General features: G+C 73.5%; 14 protein-coding genes. 9 read left to right on the top strand and 5 right to left on the bottom strand.

Features of this window, described 5'->3' with window-relative positions; translation table 11 throughout:
- Nucleotides 1–79 precede the first annotated feature (79 nt).
- From ACH4TP_RS23100 to ACH4TP_RS23080, 5 genes are read right to left on the bottom strand one after another with little or no spacing between them, the layout of a single operon-like run.
- Nucleotides 80–1,069 (bottom strand): ABC transporter ATP-binding protein, encoded by a 990-nt coding sequence (locus tag ACH4TP_RS23100; RefSeq protein ID WP_398185144.1) that lies wholly within the window; start codon nt 1,067–1,069, stop codon nt 80–82.
- Nucleotides 1,066–2,070: an ABC transporter ATP-binding protein gene (locus ACH4TP_RS23095; protein WP_398438984.1), complete on the bottom strand. Its 1,005-nt coding sequence runs from the start codon at nt 2,068–2,070 to the stop codon at nt 1,066–1,068. Before ACH4TP_RS23095 ends, ACH4TP_RS23100 begins: the two co-directional genes overlap by 4 nt.
- Nucleotides 2,070–3,056, bottom strand: a complete 987-nt coding sequence (locus tag ACH4TP_RS23090) for an ABC transporter permease (protein ID WP_398185150.1) — start codon at nt 3,054–3,056, stop codon at nt 2,070–2,072. Before ACH4TP_RS23090 ends, ACH4TP_RS23095 begins: the two co-directional genes overlap by 1 nt.
- The gene (locus ACH4TP_RS23085) at nt 3,053–3,985 is read right to left on the bottom strand and encodes an ABC transporter permease (protein ID WP_398185153.1); all 933 of its coding nucleotides are present in this window, start codon (nt 3,983–3,985) and stop codon (nt 3,053–3,055) included. The genes ACH4TP_RS23090 and ACH4TP_RS23085 overlap by 4 nt, the downstream gene beginning before the upstream one ends.
- A gap of 14 nt (nt 3,986–3,999) precedes the next feature.
- The gene (locus ACH4TP_RS23080; RefSeq protein WP_398438983.1) at nt 4,000–5,745 is read right to left on the bottom strand and encodes an ABC transporter substrate-binding protein; all 1,746 of its coding nucleotides are present in this window, start codon (nt 5,743–5,745) and stop codon (nt 4,000–4,002) included.
- A 214-nt stretch (nt 5,746–5,959) separates the two neighbouring features.
- On the opposite strand from ACH4TP_RS23080, the gene ACH4TP_RS23075 reads away from it, so the two are divergent.
- The 9 genes from ACH4TP_RS23075 (at nt 5,960) to ACH4TP_RS23035 (ending at nt 15,315) form a co-directional block, all read left to right on the top strand.
- Entirely contained in the window at nt 5,960–7,117 is a 1,158-nt protein-coding gene (locus ACH4TP_RS23075; RefSeq protein WP_398438982.1) for an NAD(P)/FAD-dependent oxidoreductase, read from the top strand.
- 34 nt (nt 7,118–7,151) lie between these two features.
- The gene (locus ACH4TP_RS23070) at nt 7,152–7,466 is read left to right on the top strand and encodes a (2Fe-2S)-binding protein (RefSeq protein WP_184930662.1); all 315 of its coding nucleotides are present in this window, start codon (nt 7,152–7,154) and stop codon (nt 7,464–7,466) included.
- Nucleotides 7,447–8,922 (top strand): FAD-dependent oxidoreductase, encoded by a 1,476-nt coding sequence (locus tag ACH4TP_RS23065; RefSeq protein ID WP_398438981.1) that lies wholly within the window; start codon nt 7,447–7,449, stop codon nt 8,920–8,922. The genes ACH4TP_RS23070 and ACH4TP_RS23065 overlap by 20 nt, the downstream gene beginning before the upstream one ends.
- A gap of 79 nt (nt 8,923–9,001) precedes the next feature.
- Nucleotides 9,002–9,910: a dihydrodipicolinate synthase family protein gene (locus ACH4TP_RS23060; RefSeq protein ID WP_398438980.1), complete on the top strand. Its 909-nt coding sequence runs from the start codon at nt 9,002–9,004 to the stop codon at nt 9,908–9,910.
- 244 nt (nt 9,911–10,154) lie between these two features.
- On the top strand, nt 10,155–11,540 hold the full coding sequence (locus ACH4TP_RS23055) for an aldehyde dehydrogenase family protein (RefSeq protein ID WP_398438979.1): 1,386 nt from the start codon (nt 10,155–10,157) through the stop codon (nt 11,538–11,540).
- Between the two features lie 84 nt (nt 11,541–11,624).
- Nucleotides 11,625–12,890: an alpha/beta fold hydrolase gene (locus ACH4TP_RS23050; protein WP_398438978.1), complete on the top strand. Its 1,266-nt coding sequence runs from the start codon at nt 11,625–11,627 to the stop codon at nt 12,888–12,890.
- Between the two features lie 91 nt (nt 12,891–12,981).
- Nucleotides 12,982–14,010 (top strand): helix-turn-helix domain-containing protein, encoded by a 1,029-nt coding sequence (locus tag ACH4TP_RS23045; protein WP_398438977.1) that lies wholly within the window; start codon nt 12,982–12,984, stop codon nt 14,008–14,010.
- A gap of 160 nt (nt 14,011–14,170) precedes the next feature.
- Nucleotides 14,171–14,908 carry a hypothetical protein gene (locus tag ACH4TP_RS23040; protein WP_389235877.1) on the top strand — a complete coding sequence of 246 codons (738 nt, stop codon included), beginning with the start codon at nt 14,171–14,173 and terminating at the stop codon, nt 14,906–14,908.
- 146 nt (nt 14,909–15,054) lie between these two features.
- Entirely contained in the window at nt 15,055–15,315 is a 261-nt protein-coding gene (locus tag ACH4TP_RS23035) for an acyl carrier protein (RefSeq protein ID WP_398185177.1), read from the top strand.
- Nucleotides 15,316–15,317: the final 2 nt, after the last annotated feature.

Raw genomic sequence — 15,317 nt, 5'->3', positions numbered from 1 at the left:
CCCCCTCATGTTCCTGACACTTCTGTCAGGAACATGAGGGCGAGGAACATGAGTGGTTGTCAAGAACCCTGTCGCGCCGTCAGCTTCCCGGGGGTTCCTCGGGGAAGTGGCAGGCCACCTGCCGGGCCTCGCCCGGGGCGGCGATCCGCAGCAGTGGCGCCTCGGTGCGGCAGACCTCCCGCGCCTTGGGACAGCGCGGATGGAAGGTGCAGCCCGACGGGGGAGCGGCCGGGCTCGGCGGGTCGCCGAGCAGCGTGATCCGCTCCCGGGCCCGCTCCGCCGCCGGGTCGGGCAGGGGCACGGCGGAGAGCAGCGCCCGGGTGTAGGGGTGGGCGGGTGCCGCGTACACCCGCTCCTTCACGCCGATCTCCACGATCCGGCCGAGGTACATCACGGCGACCCGGTCGCAGACCCGCTTCACGACCGAGAGGTCGTGCGCGATGAAGAGGTAGGCGAGGCCGAGTTCGCGCTGGAGCCGCTCCATCAGATTGACGATCTGCGCCTGGACGGAGACGTCGAGGGCGGAGACCGGCTCGTCGGCGACGACCAGGCGGGGGCCGGTGGCCAGCGCGCGGGCGATGCCGATGCGCTGGGCCTGCCCGCCCGAGAACTCGTGCGGGTAGCGGTCGATGTGCTCCGGGATGAGCCCGACCAGCTCCATCAGCTCCACGGCCCGCTTGCGCGCCTCGGAGGCCGGACTCCCCTGCACGAGCAGCGGGTCGGAGATGATCCGGGCCACGGTCTGCCGGGGGTTGAGGGAGGAGTGCGGGTCCTGGAAGACCATCTGGAGGTCGCGGCGCAGCGGTTTCAGCTGCCGCTGGGACAGATGGCTGATGTCGCGTCCGTCGTACGAGACGGAGCCGGCGGTCGGCTCCAGGAGCCGCACGATCATGCGGCCGGTGGTCGACTTGCCGCAGCCGGACTCGCCGACGAGGCCGAGGGTCTCGCCCGCGGCCACGTCGAAGGAGACCCCGTCGACGGCCCGGACGGGCGCCGAGCGGGCCCGGCGCCCGGGGAAGGTCATGGTCAGGTCCCGGACGCTCAACAGGGAGGGAGCCGTGGTGGTCATGAGGCGACGCCTTCGTACGCGGGGAAGTGGCAGGCGGCCGGGTGCCCGTCCGGGCCGCCGAGCAGCGGTCGTTCGCCGGCGCAGCGGGCCCGTTCCTCCTCGGAGCCGGCGGCCGCACGGGCGCAGCGGGGCGCGAACGCGCAGCCCGGCGCCGGGTCGAGCAGGGACGGCGGGCTGCCCGGGATCGCCCGGAGCGGCGCGTCGTCGTGGTCGTCGAGCCGGGGCAGCGAGTCGAGCAGGCCCCGGGTGTACGGATGGGCGGGGTGGGTGAACAGGGCGTCGACCGGGGCGTGTTCGGCGGCCCGGCCGCCGTACATCACGAGGACGTCGTGGGCCACCCGGGCGACCACCCCCAGATCGTGCGTGATCATGACGACGGAGAGTCCCCGGTCCTGCTGGAGGCGGGCGATCAGCTCCAGGATCTGGGCCTGGACGGTGACGTCGAGCGCCGTCGTCGGCTCGTCGGCGATCAGCAGGTCGGGCTCGCAGGCGAGCGCCATCGCGATCATCACGCGCTGGCGCATGCCGCCCGAGAACTGGTGCGGGTACTCGCCGGCCCGGCGGCGGGGTTCGGGGATGCCGACCTCGCCGAGCGCCTCGACGGCCCGCTCGCGGGCGGCCGCGCGCCGGGACCCGAAGTGGACCCGGTGGTGCTCGGCGATCTGCTCCCCGACGGTGTAGTAGGGGTGCAGGCTGGACAGCGGGTCCTGGAAGATCATGGCCATCCGACGGCCGCGCAGCCTGTTGAGGTCGCGCTCGGGCAGGCCGATCAGTTCACGGCCGTCCAGGGTGACGGAGCCGGTGACCTCGGCGCCGGTGTGCAGGCCCATCACGGCGAGCGAGGTGACGGACTTGCCGGAGCCGGACTCGCCGACGATGCCGAGGGTGCGGCCGGGCAGGACGTCGAAGGAGAGGGCGTCGACCGCCCGGACGGGGCCGCGCTCGGTCGGGAAGGTGACCGTGAGGTCCCGTACCGACAGCAGGGAGCCGGAGGGGCTCATCAGTACCTCACTCGCGGGTCGACGACGGCGTACAGCAGGTCGACGGCCAGGTTGGCGACGACGATGAAGGTGGCGGCGAGCAGCGTCACCCCGAGGATCACGGGCTGGTCGCCGGTGGTGAGCGCGCCGTAGAAGAGGCGTCCGACGCCGGGCAGTCCGAAGAGCGACTCGGTGATGACGGCGCCGGCGAGGAGCCCGCCGAGGTCCATGCCGAAGATGGTGAGGATCGGGGTCATCCCGGCCCGCAGGCCGTGTTTGACGACGACCGTGCGGCGCGGCAGGCCCTTGGCGCGGGCGGTGCGGATGTACGGCTCCGCCATGGACTCGATCATCGAGCCGCGGCTCTGCCGGGCGTACATGGCGGCGTACAGCACGGCCAGCGCCAGCCAGGGCAGCAGCAGGTTGGAGGCCCAGGACAGCGGGTCGGAGGTGAGGGGGACGTACTGCGGGTAGGGCAGCAGCCCGGTGGCCCGGATCAGTCCGTAGATGAGCAGCACCGAGGTGAAGTAGACCGGCAGGGAGGCGGCGGCGACCGCGCCGACCATGAGGACCCGGTCGGTGAGGGTGTCCTTGCGGAGCGCGGCGGTCACGCCGGCGGAGAGGCCGAGGAGCAGCCACAGCACGGCCGCGCCGACGGCGAGCGAGGCGGAGACGGGAAGCCGGTCGACGAGCAGGTCCCAGACGCTCTCGCTGTTCTCGTACGAGTAGCCCAGGCAGGGGAAGTCGCAGCGCAGGGCGTACTGGCCGCTGCCCATGGTGCGGCCGGTGAAGACGCCGGTGACGAAGTCGGCGAACTGCCGCCACAGGGGCTGGTCCAGGCCCATGTGGGCGCGGATCGCCTCCAGGCGCTCGTCGCTGCAGGCCTTGCCGCAGGCGGCGGCGGCCGGGTCGGAGGGCAGCACGTAGAAGATGGTGAAGGTGACGGCGGCGATCGCGAGGAGGACGCCGGCCACCCCGAGGAGCCGGCGGCCGAGGTAGAGGATCACGTGCGGCCCCCTCGCGGGTCGAGGATGTCGCGCAGGGCGTCGCCGAGGAGGGTGAACGCCAGCACGGTGAGGAAGAGGCAGAGGCTGGGGACGAGGAAGTACATGGGGTCCGTGTCGTAGTAGGCGACGCTCTCCGCGATCATCTGGCCCCAGGACGGGGTCGGCGGGCGGACTCCGACGCCGAGGTAGCTGAGGGCGGCCTCGGTGGCGATCATGCCGGGGATCATCAGCGTGGTGTACGCGATGACGGGTCCGGCGACGCCCGGGAGGATGTCGCGGGCGAGGATCCGCCAGGGTCCCGAGCCGCCGACGCGGGCCGCGTCGACGTACTCGCGGTGCTTGAGGGAGAGGGTCTGGCCGCGGACGACCCGGGCCACGCCGGGCCAGCCGAAGAGGCCGATGACGAGGATCATCAGCAGGGTCCGGTTGGCGTCCCGGGCCACCGACATCATCGCGATCATGAAGATGAGGGAGGGGAAGGACATCGTGAGGTCCATCAGCCGGGACAGCACGGTGTCGGTGCGGCCGCCGAAGTAGCCGGCGGCGATGCCGGCGGCCACCCCCGCCACCACGACGATCGCGGTGGCGGCGAAGGCGATGAGCAGCGAGACCTGGGCGCCGTGCACGACCCGGGCGAACAGGTCGCGCCCGGTGATGGGTTCGACGCCGAGCCAGTGCTCGGCGGAGACCCCGCCGAGCGGCCCGATGGGCAGTCCGCCGAGGTAGGGGTCGACGGCGGACTTGTCGAACTCCTCGGGGCTCCAGCCGCCCAGCGAGCCGATCAGCGGGGCGGCCACGGTCATCAGGGCGAAGAGGGCGACGACGGCGAGGGAGACCTTGAGGGAGGTGCGGCGGCGCAGTTCCGCGCGGACCAGCCGCCAGGCCCCGCCGCCCCCGTGCACCGGAGGGGAGGTGGTGGTCGTGGTCATGGTCTTCCCGTCCCTCAACGCTCGCTCTTCGAGGGGTCCTTGAGGCCGACGGTCGCGTAGTCGATCTGACCGCTCCAGGAGGTGTGGCCGTAGGCGCCGGCGATGTTGGTGCCGACGAGGAGCGAGCGGCGCTTCATGGCGCCGGGGGCGACGGGGGCCTTGGCGAGGATCTGCCCGTCGAGCTCCTGCCAGGCCTTGTTGGCCTGGGCGCCGTCGGTCATGGCGGCGATCTCGTCCATCCGCTTCATGGTGGCCTCGTCCTTGAAGAGGGAGTGGTTGCCGGAGTTGCCCTTCTCCTTGATGTAGCGGCCGTCGAAGACGAAGGGGAGGAAGGTGCTGCCGGAGGGGAAGTCGGGACACCAGCCGGTGTAGACGAGGTCCGTGCGGTTCCTGGTGTCGCCGATGGTGTCGTAGAAGGCGGAGGGGTCGACGGTCTCGATGGTCACCTTGATGCCGGCCCGGCCCAGGGACTGCTGGACGGCCTCGCCGATGGCCTTGTCGTTGACGGAGACGGTCAGGCGGGTGGAGAAGCCGTCGGGCTTCCCGGCCTCCTTGAGCAGCTGCTTGGCCTTCTCGGGGTCGCCGGAGAGCGGGATCTTCAGGGTGTCGGGCTGCTTCCCGCCGGTGAAGAGGGAGCCCGGCATGGCGGCGCTGGCGGCGTCGGTGACGGCCGGGCCGCCGGCGGCGGTGACGATCGCCTCCCGGTCAAGGGCCCACTGCACGGCCTGGCGGACCTTCAGGTCGGTGAAGGGGGCGCGGCCGGTGTGCATCTGGACCATCTCGGTGCAGCTGCTGGACTCGGCGAGCAGCCGGGCCCGGACGTCGGCCTTGGTGAGCACCTTGGAGATGGACTCGGGGCGGAGCTGGGCCCAGGAGACCGCGGAGGCGTCGGTGCCGGAGGAGGCGATGAGCCGGTCGTCGATCTGGTTGCCCTTGAGGCCCATGGTGACGACGATCCGGTCCGGGTAGGCCTTGCGGACGGAGTCGGTCTTCGGGTCCCAGTGGGGGTTGCGGACCAGGACGATCTGCTTGTCGCGCTCGTACGTCTCGATCTTGTACGGCCCCGAGGAGAAGGGGCGGTTGTCGTACTGGGGGCCCTTGTCCTGCTTCGGCGGCACCGGGGCGAAGGTGGGCAGGGTGGCCGCGAAGGGGAACTCGGCGAAGGCCGTGTGGAGTTCGAAGACGATCGTGCGGGCGTCCGGGGTCTTCACGGAGGCGAGGTGCCTGCCCTGGGCCGGGCCCTGGTAGCCCTTGGCGCCGGCGAGGTAGCGGGCCGCGTAGTCGGGGCCGCCGGGCAGGTCGGGGGAGAAGGAGCGCTCGACGTTGTTCTTGATGTCCTGGGCGGTGATCGGGGTGCCGTCCTCGTACTTCAGGCCGGGCTTGAGGCGGAAGGTCCAGGTCTTGGCGCCGTTGGACGGGGTGCCGAGGTCCTCGGCGAGGTCGGGGACCAGTTCGCTGCCCCGGGCGCCGGGCTCCGCCTTGTAGGTGACGAGGGTGCGGTAGAGCAGCCGGGTGCCGAAGTCCATGTCGGGCATGACCCAGTTGCGGGCCGGGTCGAGGTGGGTGAAGTCCTGGTTGGACAGGACGGTGAGCGTGCCGCCCTTCTGCGGGGTGCCTCCGACGACCGCGCCGTCGTTGGCGGCCGCGGGGTTCTCGCGGTTCGGGGAGCCGCCGGACTTCCCGCCGCCGGAACAGCCGGTCACGCCGAGGGCGAGGGCCGTCACCAGGGCGGTGGCGAGGGTGTGGGTGCGCTTGTTCATGAAGGTCACTTCCGGAGAACAGCAGTCGGGCAGCCGGTGCGGATGATCCTCGGCTGGAATGTGACCGGTAACATAGTAATGTGAAATTGTACTGACAAGACATCGGGCGCCCCGTTACTCATCCGTGTCCGTCCGTCGCGGGTGGTGCGGGTGGGCAACTGAGAAGCTCTCGGGAGGCCTTGGCAACTTCAGTGCCATGTGAAATATTACTGCCGTGCCCACGAGAAACACCTCGGACGTCATCATCGTCGGCGCCGGCGTCGTCGGCGCGGCCTGCGCCCACTACGCCGCCCTCGCCGGCCTCTCCGTCACCGTCGTCGACCGCGGTTCCGTCGCCGGCGGCACGACGGGAGCGGGGGAGGGGAACCTCCTGGTCTCCGACAAGGAACCGGGACCCGAACTCGAACTCGCCCTGCTCGCCAACGCGTTCTGGCGGGAGCTGGCCGAACTGCTCCCGCCGCAGGTCGAGTACGAGGCCAAGGGCGGCCTCGTCGTCGCCTCGGACGAGTCCGGGATGCGCGCCCTGCGCGACTTCGCGGCCCGCCAGGAGAAGGCGGGCGTCACCAGCCAGGAGGTCCCCGCGGACCGGCTCCACGACCTGGAGCCCCACCTCGCACCCGGCCTGGCGGGCGGTTTCCACTATCCCCAGGACGCCCAGGTGATGCCCGCCCACGCGGCGGCCCGACTGCTGCGCACGGACGGCGAGCGCATCCGGCTGCGCCTGGGGGAGGAGGTCACCGGCCTGCTCACCGGCACGGCCGGAGAGATCCGAGGCGTACGGACCACGGCCGGCGAGATCCACGCCCCGTACGTCGTCAACGCCGCCGGTACCTGGGGCGGCGCCCTCGCCGAACTCGCGGGCGTCCACCTTCCCGTACTGCCCCGCAGGGGCTTCGTCCTCGTCACCGAACCGCTCCCGCGCGTGGTCCGCCACAAGGTGTACGCCGCCGACTACGTCGCCGACGTCGCCAGCGGCTCCGCGGCGCTCCAGACCTCGGCGGTCGTCGAGGGCACCCCCGCGGGCCCCGTCCTGATCGGCGCCAGCCGGGAGAGGGTCGGCTTCGACCGGACGCTCTCCACCGAGGTCCTGCGCCGGCTCGCCGCCGGAGCCACCGCGCTGTTCCCGGTCCTCGGCACCGTACGGGCCATCCGCACCTACCTCGGCTTCCGCCCGTACCTGCCCGACCACCTCCCCGCGATCGGCCCCGACCCGCGCGTCCCCGGGCTGCTCCACGCCTGCGGTCACGAAGGAGCGGGCATCGGACTCGCCCCCGTCACGGGGCGGATCGTCGCCGCCTGCCTGACCGGCGACACGCCACCCCTCGACATCCACCCCTTCCGGCCCGAGCGCTTCGCCGACACCGCGCCCTGAGGCGCGCCCACCCACCGTCACGAGAGGAGGGCCCGTGGCCCGCACCCCCGCCGACCTCGTCGGCGCACAGCCCGATCCGCCGTTCGAGATCACCTTCGACGGCCGCCGGGTCACCGCCCTGCCGGGGCAGACCGTCGCCGCCGCCCTCTGGGGCGCCGGCATCCTGGCCTGGCGCACCACCCGGGACGGCGGCCGCCCGCGCGGCGCGTTCTGCGGCATCGGCCAGTGCTACGACTGCCTCGCCACCGTCAACGGCGAACCCAACCGGCGCGCCTGCCTGGTCCCGGCCCGCCCCGGCGACGCGATCACCACCCAGGAGGGACACGGTCATGACCGCCTCACCGTCTGAGCCGCACACGTACGACCTGGCGGTCGTGGGGGCCGGTTCCGCGGGCCTCTCCGGCGCCGTCACCGCCTCCGAACTCGGCCTCTCCGTCGCTCTGTTGGACACCTCCACCCAGACCGGCGGCCAGTTCTACCGGCACCCGGCGCCCGCCCTCGGAGCCGTACGGCCCGAGGCCCTGCACCACGACTGGTCCGCCTTCACCGACCTGCGCCGCCGCCTCGCCGGAAGCGGGGTCGCCCACCTCGCCGGGCACCACGTGTGGTCCACGGTGCGGGAGGACGACGGGACCTGGGCCGTGCACGCGGTCACCGGGGCCGACGGCGGCGGGGAGCGGCCCGTGCGGATCCGGGCCCGGGCGCTGCTGCTCGCCACCGGCGCGTACGAGCGCCAACTCCCCTTCCCCGGCTGGACCCTGCCCGGCGTCGTGAGCGCCGGAGGCGCGCAGGCCATGCTCAAGGCCGGCCTCGTGCTGCCCGGCCGCCGCGTCGTCGTGGCCGGCAGCGGCCCCCTGCTCCTCGCCGTCGCCTCCTCCCTCGCCGCCGCCGGCGCGCGGGTGCCGGCCGTGGTCGAAGCCGCCGGCTATCTCCGGTACGCCCGCAGCCCCCGGGCCCTCGTCACCAACCCGGGCAAGGCTGCCGAAGCCCTGCTGCACGGAGCCGGACTCCTCCGGCACCGGGTCCGCGTCCGGCTGCGCAGCGCCGTCACCGAAGTCCACGGCACCGACCGGGTCGAGGCCGTCACCGTCACCCGCCTGGACGCCGCCTGGCGTCCCGTACCGGGAACGGGCCGCCGGATCGCATGCGACGCCCTGGCCGTCGGCCATGGCCTGGTCCCCCAGATCGAGCTGGCCACGACGGCCGGCTGCGCCACCCGGGCGCTGCCCGACGGAACACTGGGGCTCGCCCTGGACGGCCTCCAGGAGACCTCGGAGACCGGCCTGTGGGCGGCGGGCGAGACCGGGGGAGTGGGAGGCGCGGAACTCGCCCGCACCGAAGGAGAGTTGGCCGCGCGGGCGATCGCCGCACGGCTCCTCGGCCGCCGCTCCGGCGAGAGCCGGATCGCCGACCTGCGCCGCCGCCGGGACCGTATGCGCGCCTTCGCCGACGTCATGGCCGCGGCCCACGCCCCGGGCCCCGGCTGGCCGCGCTGGCTCACCGACGACACGGACGTGTGCCGCTGCGAGGAGGTCAGCGCCGGCCGCGTCCGCGAGGCGGTCGCCGAGCTCGGCGCGCGGGACGCGCGCACCGTCAAGCTCCTCACCCGGGCCGGCATGGGCTGGTGCCAGGGGCGGATGTGCGGGACGGCCGTCTCCTGCCTCGCCGCGCGCGGCGGAGCCGCCGAACCGCCCGCGGAGCGACGCCCGTTCGCCGTACCGGTCCGGCTCTCGACGCTTGCCGCTCTCGACACACCCGACGCGCTCGCCGACGAGCCGGTCGATCCGGACCCCGACGCTTCCTGAAGGCCGGACGAGGGGCCCGCGCGGGCCTCTCTCCTTTCCCCATCTATAAAATGTCACACACTACAGAAAGGTCATCGACATGACCGCCACCACCTGGAACACCGACCGCCCCTGGCGCGGCATCATGGTCGCCACCACCCTCCCCTTCCGCGAGGACCTCTCCGTCGACCACGACGCCTACGCCGAGCACGTCGCCTGGCTGATCGCCAACGGCTGCGACGGCGTCGTCCCGAACGGCTCCCTCGGCGAGTACCAGACCCTCACCGACGCGGAGCGCGCCCAGGTCGTCCGCACCGCCGTCGAGGCCGCCGGCGACGGGGCCAGGGTCATGCCGGGTGTCGCCGCCTACGGCAGCGCCGAGTCCCGCCGCTGGGCCGAGCAGGCCGCCGAGGCCGGCGCGGGCTCGGTCCTGCTCCTGCCGCCCAACACCTACCGCGCCGACGCCGAGGCCGTACGCGCCCACTACACCGAGGTGGCCGGCGTCGGCATCCCGATCGTCGCCTACAACAACCCCTTCGACACCAAGGTCGACCTCGCCCCCGACCTGCTCGCCCGCCTGCACGCCGACGGCAGCATCGTCGCCGTCAAGGAGTTCAGCGGCGACGTCCGCCGGGCGTACGAGATCGCCGAACTCGCCCCGGAGCTCGACCTGCTGATCGGCGCCGACGACGTCCTCCTCGAACTGGCCGTCGCGGGCGCGGTCGGCTGGATCGCCGGCTACCCCAACGCCTTCCCCGCGAGCTGCGCCGAGCTGTACCACGCCGCCGTCGCGGGCGACCTGGAGACCGCCCTCCCGCTCTACAAGTCCCTGCACTCGCTGCTGCGCTGGGACTCGAAGACGGAGTTCGTCCAGTCCATCAAGCTCTCCATGGACATCGCCGGCCGCCCCGGCGGCCCGACGCGTCCGCCGCGCCACCCGCTCACCGGCACGATCGAGACCGCGGTCCGGACCGCCACGGAGAAGGCCGTCGCGAACGGCCACCACTGACGGCCACCACTGACGGCCGCCGCTGGCGGCCACCTCTGACGCGAACAGCCGCGTACGTCCGGCGCCGCCGACAAGCGCCGCCGCCGACGTCCGCCGCTGTCGACGCGGGCCGCCGCTGACCCGAGCCGCCTCTGATGTCCGCCGCCGACGGCCGTGGCCCGCGCCCGCCGTCGGCGCCGCGCCGTACCCATCCGACCCGGACGACCCCTTCCCCGGTCGATCCCTTCCCCGGAGGCCTCCTCCTGTGACCGACGTCCTTCCCACCGTCACGTCCCGCAACCCGGCCGACCCGACCGACGTCCTCCTGAGCGTCCCCGCGCCCGGCGCGTTCGCGGCCGTCGACGCCGTCGAACGGGCCCGTGCCGCGCAGCCCGGCTGGCTCCTCGCCGGAGCCGCCGCCCGCTCGGCAGCCCTGGGCGCGATCGCCACCGCCATCGAGGCCGCGGCGGGCGAACTGGCCGAACTCGCCGTGCGCGAAGTGGGCAAGCCGATCTCCGAGGCCAGGGCCGAGGTGGCGCGCGCCGCCGCGATCTGGCGCTACTACGCGCAGGCCCCGTACGAGCCCACCGGTGCCGTCCACGAGACCGCGGCGGGGACCGGACTGCTCCTGAGCCGGCGCCGCCCGCACGGAGTGGCGGGGCTCATCACCCCCTGGAACTTCCCCTTCGCCATCCCGACCTGGAAGGCGGCCCCCGCGCTCGCGACCGGGAACACGGTCGTCCTCAAGCCCGCCCCCGAGGCCACGGCGTGCGCCCAGCGGCTGGCCGAGATCGTCCGGCAGGCCGTACCGGAAGGGGTGTTCACCGTCCTCCCCGGCGGCGCGACCGAGGGCAACGCCCTCGTCTCGGCCGCCGACGTCGTCTCCTTCACCGGATCGACCCCCGTCGGCCAGGCCGTGGCCAGGGCCGCGACCGCCCGGGGCATCCCGGCGCAGGCCGAGATGGGCGGTCTGAACGCCGCGCTCGTGCTGCCCGACGCGGACATCGAGCAGGCGGCCGGCCACATCGCGGCCGCCATCGCCGGGTATGCGGGCCAGAAGTGCACCGCCACCAGCCGCGTCATCGCGGTCGGCGCCGCCCTCGACCCGCTGCGCGAGGCCCTCTCCGAGGCGCTGAGGACCCTCCCCGTCGGCGACCCCGCCGACCCGGCCACCGTGTGCGGACCGGTCATCCACGAGGGCGCCCGCGGCCAGGTCGTCGACGCCTGCCACGGACTGCCGACGCTCGCCGGCGGCACCGCGCTCGACAGGTCCGGTTGGTACGCGGCCCCGACCCTGGTGGAGAAGGTGTCGCCCGGGCACCGGCTGCTGCGCGAGGAGGTCTTCGGCCCCGTCGCCTCCCTGCTCGCCGCCGACGACCTCGCCCACGCGATCCGGATCACCAACTCCGTACCGTACGGCCTGGTGACCTCGGTCCACACGGCCGACCTGAACACCGCCCTCACCGGCCTCGACCTGCTCGACACCGGGATGATCCGGCTCAACGCCCCCTCCACCGGAGTCGACTTCCACCTGCCGTTCGGCGGCTCCAAGGCCTCCAGCCACGGGCCGCGCGAGCAGGGCAAGGCAGCTCTGGACTTCTACACGTCCGGCCGCACGTACACGCTCGCGCCGGCCGGTCCGGCGGCATGACCCCGTGCGGTGGTGAGCCCGGGCCCGAAGGGCTCACCACCGCACGCACCCCGGCCGGACGCCCCCACCTCACCGAGGGAAGCCATGAACCCCGCGTACGCGACCGTCGACCGCACCTTCACCGTCCCCCTGGACCACCGGGCCCCCGACGGCCCCACCCTCCAGGTCTTCGCCCGCGAGGTCGTCGACCCGGCCCGCGCGGGGGACGAACTCCCCTGGCTGCTCTACCTCCAGGGCGGCCCCGGCGGCAAGTCCCCCCGCCCGTCGTCCGGTTCGCCCGGCTGGCTGCCCCACGCCCTCACGACGCACCGGGTGCTCCTCCTCGACCAGCGCGGCACCGGCCGCTCCAGCCCGGTCACCGCGCGCGCCGCCGCCCACTTCGACTCTCCGGAGCGCCTCGCCGACCACCTCGGGCACTTCCGGGCCGACTCGATCGTCGCCGACGCCGAGCTGATACGCCGCGAACTCTGCGGCGACACCCCCTGGGAGACCCTCGGCCAGAGCTACGGCGGCTTCCTCACCCTCACCTATCTCTCCCAGGCGCCCCAGGGCCTGCGCGCCTGCTACGTCACGGGCGGCCTGCCCGGTCTCACCGCCACCGCCGACGACGTGTACGCCCGCACCTATCCCCGCGTGCGCGACCGGGTCCTCGACTTCTACGCCCGCTACCCCGGGGACGCCGCCCGACTGCGGAAGATCGCCGACCTGCTCGCGGCCGACGACGTCCGCCTGCCGGACGGCGACCGGCTCACCCCGCGCCGGCTGCGCACCCTCGGACTCGCGCTCGGCATGGGCGACGGGTTCGAGCGCGTCCACTGGCTGCTCGACGAATCCCTCGACGAGGAAGACGAGTTGACCGACACGTTCCTGCACCAGGTGGCGTCCCTGACCGGCTTCGCCGACAACCCGCTCTTCGCCGTCCTCCAGGAGACCCTGTACGGGCAGGGCGCCGGCCCGACCGGCTGGGCGGCCGCCCGCGCCCTGGCCGACTTCCCCGAGTTCGCCGAGGACGCCGACCCCCTGCTCCTCACCGGGGAGATGATGTACCCCTGGATGTTCCGGGAGATCCGGGGCCTGCGCCCCTTCGCGGACGCCGCCGACCTGCTCGCCGCCCGGACCGACTGGCCGCCCCTGTACGACGCGCGCCGCCTCGCGGCGAACGAGGTGCCGCTCGCCGCGGCCGTCTACCACGACGACATGTACGTCGACGCGGGCCTCTCCCTGCGCACGGCCCGCGAGATCGGCGCCACGCGCGTCTGGGTCACCAACGAGTGGGAGCACGACGGCCTCTCGGCCTCGGGCGGCCGCGTCCTCGCCCGTCTGATGGACATGGCGGCAGGCGGAGCCTGACCGACTCCTCCACAGGGACGACCTCCGGGGCCGAGCAGGAGCGCGCCGCCGCGCGGCGCGCCCGTGGCCGCCCTTCTGCGATCCTTCTGACATGGAGGCACTGGCCGTACGGCTCTCGGGACTCGATCCGTACGTCGACGGCGCGATGCGCATCGTCGCGTTCTACGACACCCTGATGCGCCGCCGCGTCGACCTGCCGGCGCTCGCGCGGGCCTCGGCGGGCCTGGCGGAGTGCGTCGCCGGGATACGGCTCCACGGCACCGGCCGCTCGACCCGCGTCTCCCCGCACGGGACGGAGGCGGCCACCCCGCCGGCGCCCGCGTCCACCGAGGCGCCCGTCACCCTCGACGAGGAGGAGATCGGCACGGTCTGGCTGGAGCGCCCCGGCCCGCCCAACCCGCTCGACGAGGTCCTCCTCGACCGCTTCGCCATCGCCGCCGCGGCCGCCGCCGAACGCTACGGCCCCGCCCGCACCACCATGGCCGACCCCGCCCTCGTCGAACTGGCCGTCAGCTCCGACAGCGACGACGCCGCCCGGGCCCGGGCCCTCCGCCTCCTGGGCTTCGCCCCCGAACTCCCCGTCCACGTCGTCGCCGTACGCACCCGCCTCCCGCTCGACCGCATCGGCACCCTCGTCTGCCCCGCCCGCCCGGTGAAGGCGGCCCCGCTCGCCGACGTCGGCGTCATCCTGGCCACCACCCTCGACCGCACGGCCTTCCCCGCCGGCGTACGAGCGGGCATCGGCGCCACCGACAGCCCCGAGCGCTCCTGGCGCCAGGCCCGCACGGCACTCCGCTTCACCACCCCGCGCGAACCCGTCGTCCACCACGCCGACCTGGGCGCGCTGGCCCTCCTCGCGGACATCCCCGAGGACGCCGTACGGGACAACCCCGACGTGACGGCGATCGACCGCCTGTCCCCCGAGGACCGGGAGACGCTCGACACCTACTGCGCCACCGGCTCCGTCCGCCGCGCGGCCGAACTCCTCCACCTCCACCACAGCAGCATCGCCCGCCGCCTCGACCACATCGGCAAAACCCTCCCCCTGGACCTCACCACCCCCACGGGCCTCACCCGCGCCCGACTGGCCCTCGCCACCTGGCGACTGCTCGACGGCTGAGCGACCACAGCGGGGACAGGGAACTCGTTGACGCCCCTCCAGACGCCTGACAGGCTGCCTGCGCCCGTGAACCCACCGCCCTCGGGGGAGACATGACCCGCTTGCCCCGCGTCGGAGCCGTGCCGTTCGACCGGGCGCCCGGCGCCTGCGGGCGCTCGCGATGACTCCCCGGCAGCCCCTCACCTACGAGGCGTTCGTGGAACTCGCCGCCGCCGATCCGGCGGTCCTCGGCCTCGTCCTCAAGGGATCCCGGGCGCACGAGGGCATGACCACCGAGCACTCCGACCACGACCTGTACGTCGTCCTCGCCGAAGGCGTGCCGACAGGACTCACCCGCTTCGCGGGGCACCGCACCCGGGACCTCGACCTGGTCCTCCTCACCCTCGACGCCTTCCGGGCCGTGGGAATGCCGGGCTTCGAGCGGTACGCCCTCGCCCGCTCCCGGGTCGTGCTCGACCGGCTCGACGGAGACATCGCCCGGATCCTGGCCGCCAAGGCGCGGCTCACCGCCGACGAAGCCTCGCACGCCGCCGCCCGATGGCTGGACGCCTACGCCAACTCCCTCTACCGGTCGCTCAAGAACGCCAGGGACGGACACCGGACCGCGGCCCGGCTCGACGCCGCCGACAGCATCGGCCACCTGCTGGAACTGCTCTTCTCGCTCGACCGCCGTCCCCGCCCCTACAACAAGTACCTGGAGTGGGAACTCGCCCGGTACCCGCTGCCCGGCTGGGACACCGGCATGCTGCTCGAAGCCGTGGACCGCATCTCGGGATCGGGGGACGCCTCCGCCCAACGCCGGCTCTTCGCCCGGGTCGAGACAGTGGCGCGACGGCACGGACACGGCGCGGTGCTCGACGCCTGGGGCGAGGACCTGGAGCTGATGCGCGGGCGGTAGGCCCCGGGCCTCGTCGGGGGAGGACCGCAGGGGAGCGGCCGGGAAAAATTCAGGGAGGCCTGGTGATCCTCTCCGATGCCCCGTCCCGCGCCTTGGGGACAGAGTGAACCCCGTGCCGCACAGGGGGTGGGGCACGGGAGGTGAACATGTCTTTGAGGACCGATCTCTACGAGGATGTCACCGAATTCCTCCTGACCAAGTGCGATGCCGACCCGGACGCGCTCTCCGCGGAATCCGATCTCTACTACGACATCGGCATCGACTCGCTCGACCTCGTCGCCATGGCGCAGACCCTTCAGGGTGCGTACGGCGTCTCGATGGACGACGAGCGCATCGGCTCGCTCCGCACCGTCGGCGACGTCGTGGACTTCGCCGTCGCCAAGGTCGAAGCCAAAGCGACCGCATAGAC

The organism is Streptomyces sp. NPDC021012 (genome assembly GCF_044333355.1).
Classification (GTDB): domain Bacteria; phylum Actinomycetota; class Actinomycetes; order Streptomycetales; family Streptomycetaceae; genus Streptomyces.
Note: the sequence above shows the minus strand (reverse complement) of the source record. Positions and strands in the feature narration are given on the sequence as shown.

Bases quoted from the DNA above. Each gene is read 5' to 3' on its own strand.
- ACH4TP_RS23080 (WP_398438983.1), bottom strand. From the start codon at position 5,745: ATGAACAAGCGCACCCACACCCTCGCCACCGCCCTGGTGACGGCCCTC.
- ACH4TP_RS23035 (WP_398185177.1), top strand. From the start codon at position 15,055: ATGTCTTTGAGGACCGATCTCTACGAGGATGTCACCGAATTCCTCCTG.
- ACH4TP_RS23050 (WP_398438978.1), top strand. From the start codon at position 11,625: ATGAACCCCGCGTACGCGACCGTCGACCGCACCTTCACCGTCCCCCTG.
- ACH4TP_RS23065 (WP_398438981.1), top strand. From the start codon at position 7,447: ATGACCGCCTCACCGTCTGAGCCGCACACGTACGACCTGGCGGTCGTG.
- ACH4TP_RS23100 (WP_398185144.1), bottom strand. From the start codon at position 1,069: ATGACCACCACGGCTCCCTCCCTGTTGAGCGTCCGGGACCTGACCATG.
- ACH4TP_RS23085 (WP_398185153.1), bottom strand. From the start codon at position 3,985: ATGACCACGACCACCACCTCCCCTCCGGTGCACGGGGGCGGCGGGGCC.
- ACH4TP_RS23095 (WP_398438984.1), bottom strand. From the start codon at position 2,070: ATGAGCCCCTCCGGCTCCCTGCTGTCGGTACGGGACCTCACGGTCACC.
- ACH4TP_RS23040 (WP_389235877.1), top strand. From the start codon at position 14,171: ATGACTCCCCGGCAGCCCCTCACCTACGAGGCGTTCGTGGAACTCGCC.
- ACH4TP_RS23045 (WP_398438977.1), top strand. From the start codon at position 12,982: ATGGAGGCACTGGCCGTACGGCTCTCGGGACTCGATCCGTACGTCGAC.
- ACH4TP_RS23060 (WP_398438980.1), top strand. From the start codon at position 9,002: ATGACCGCCACCACCTGGAACACCGACCGCCCCTGGCGCGGCATCATG.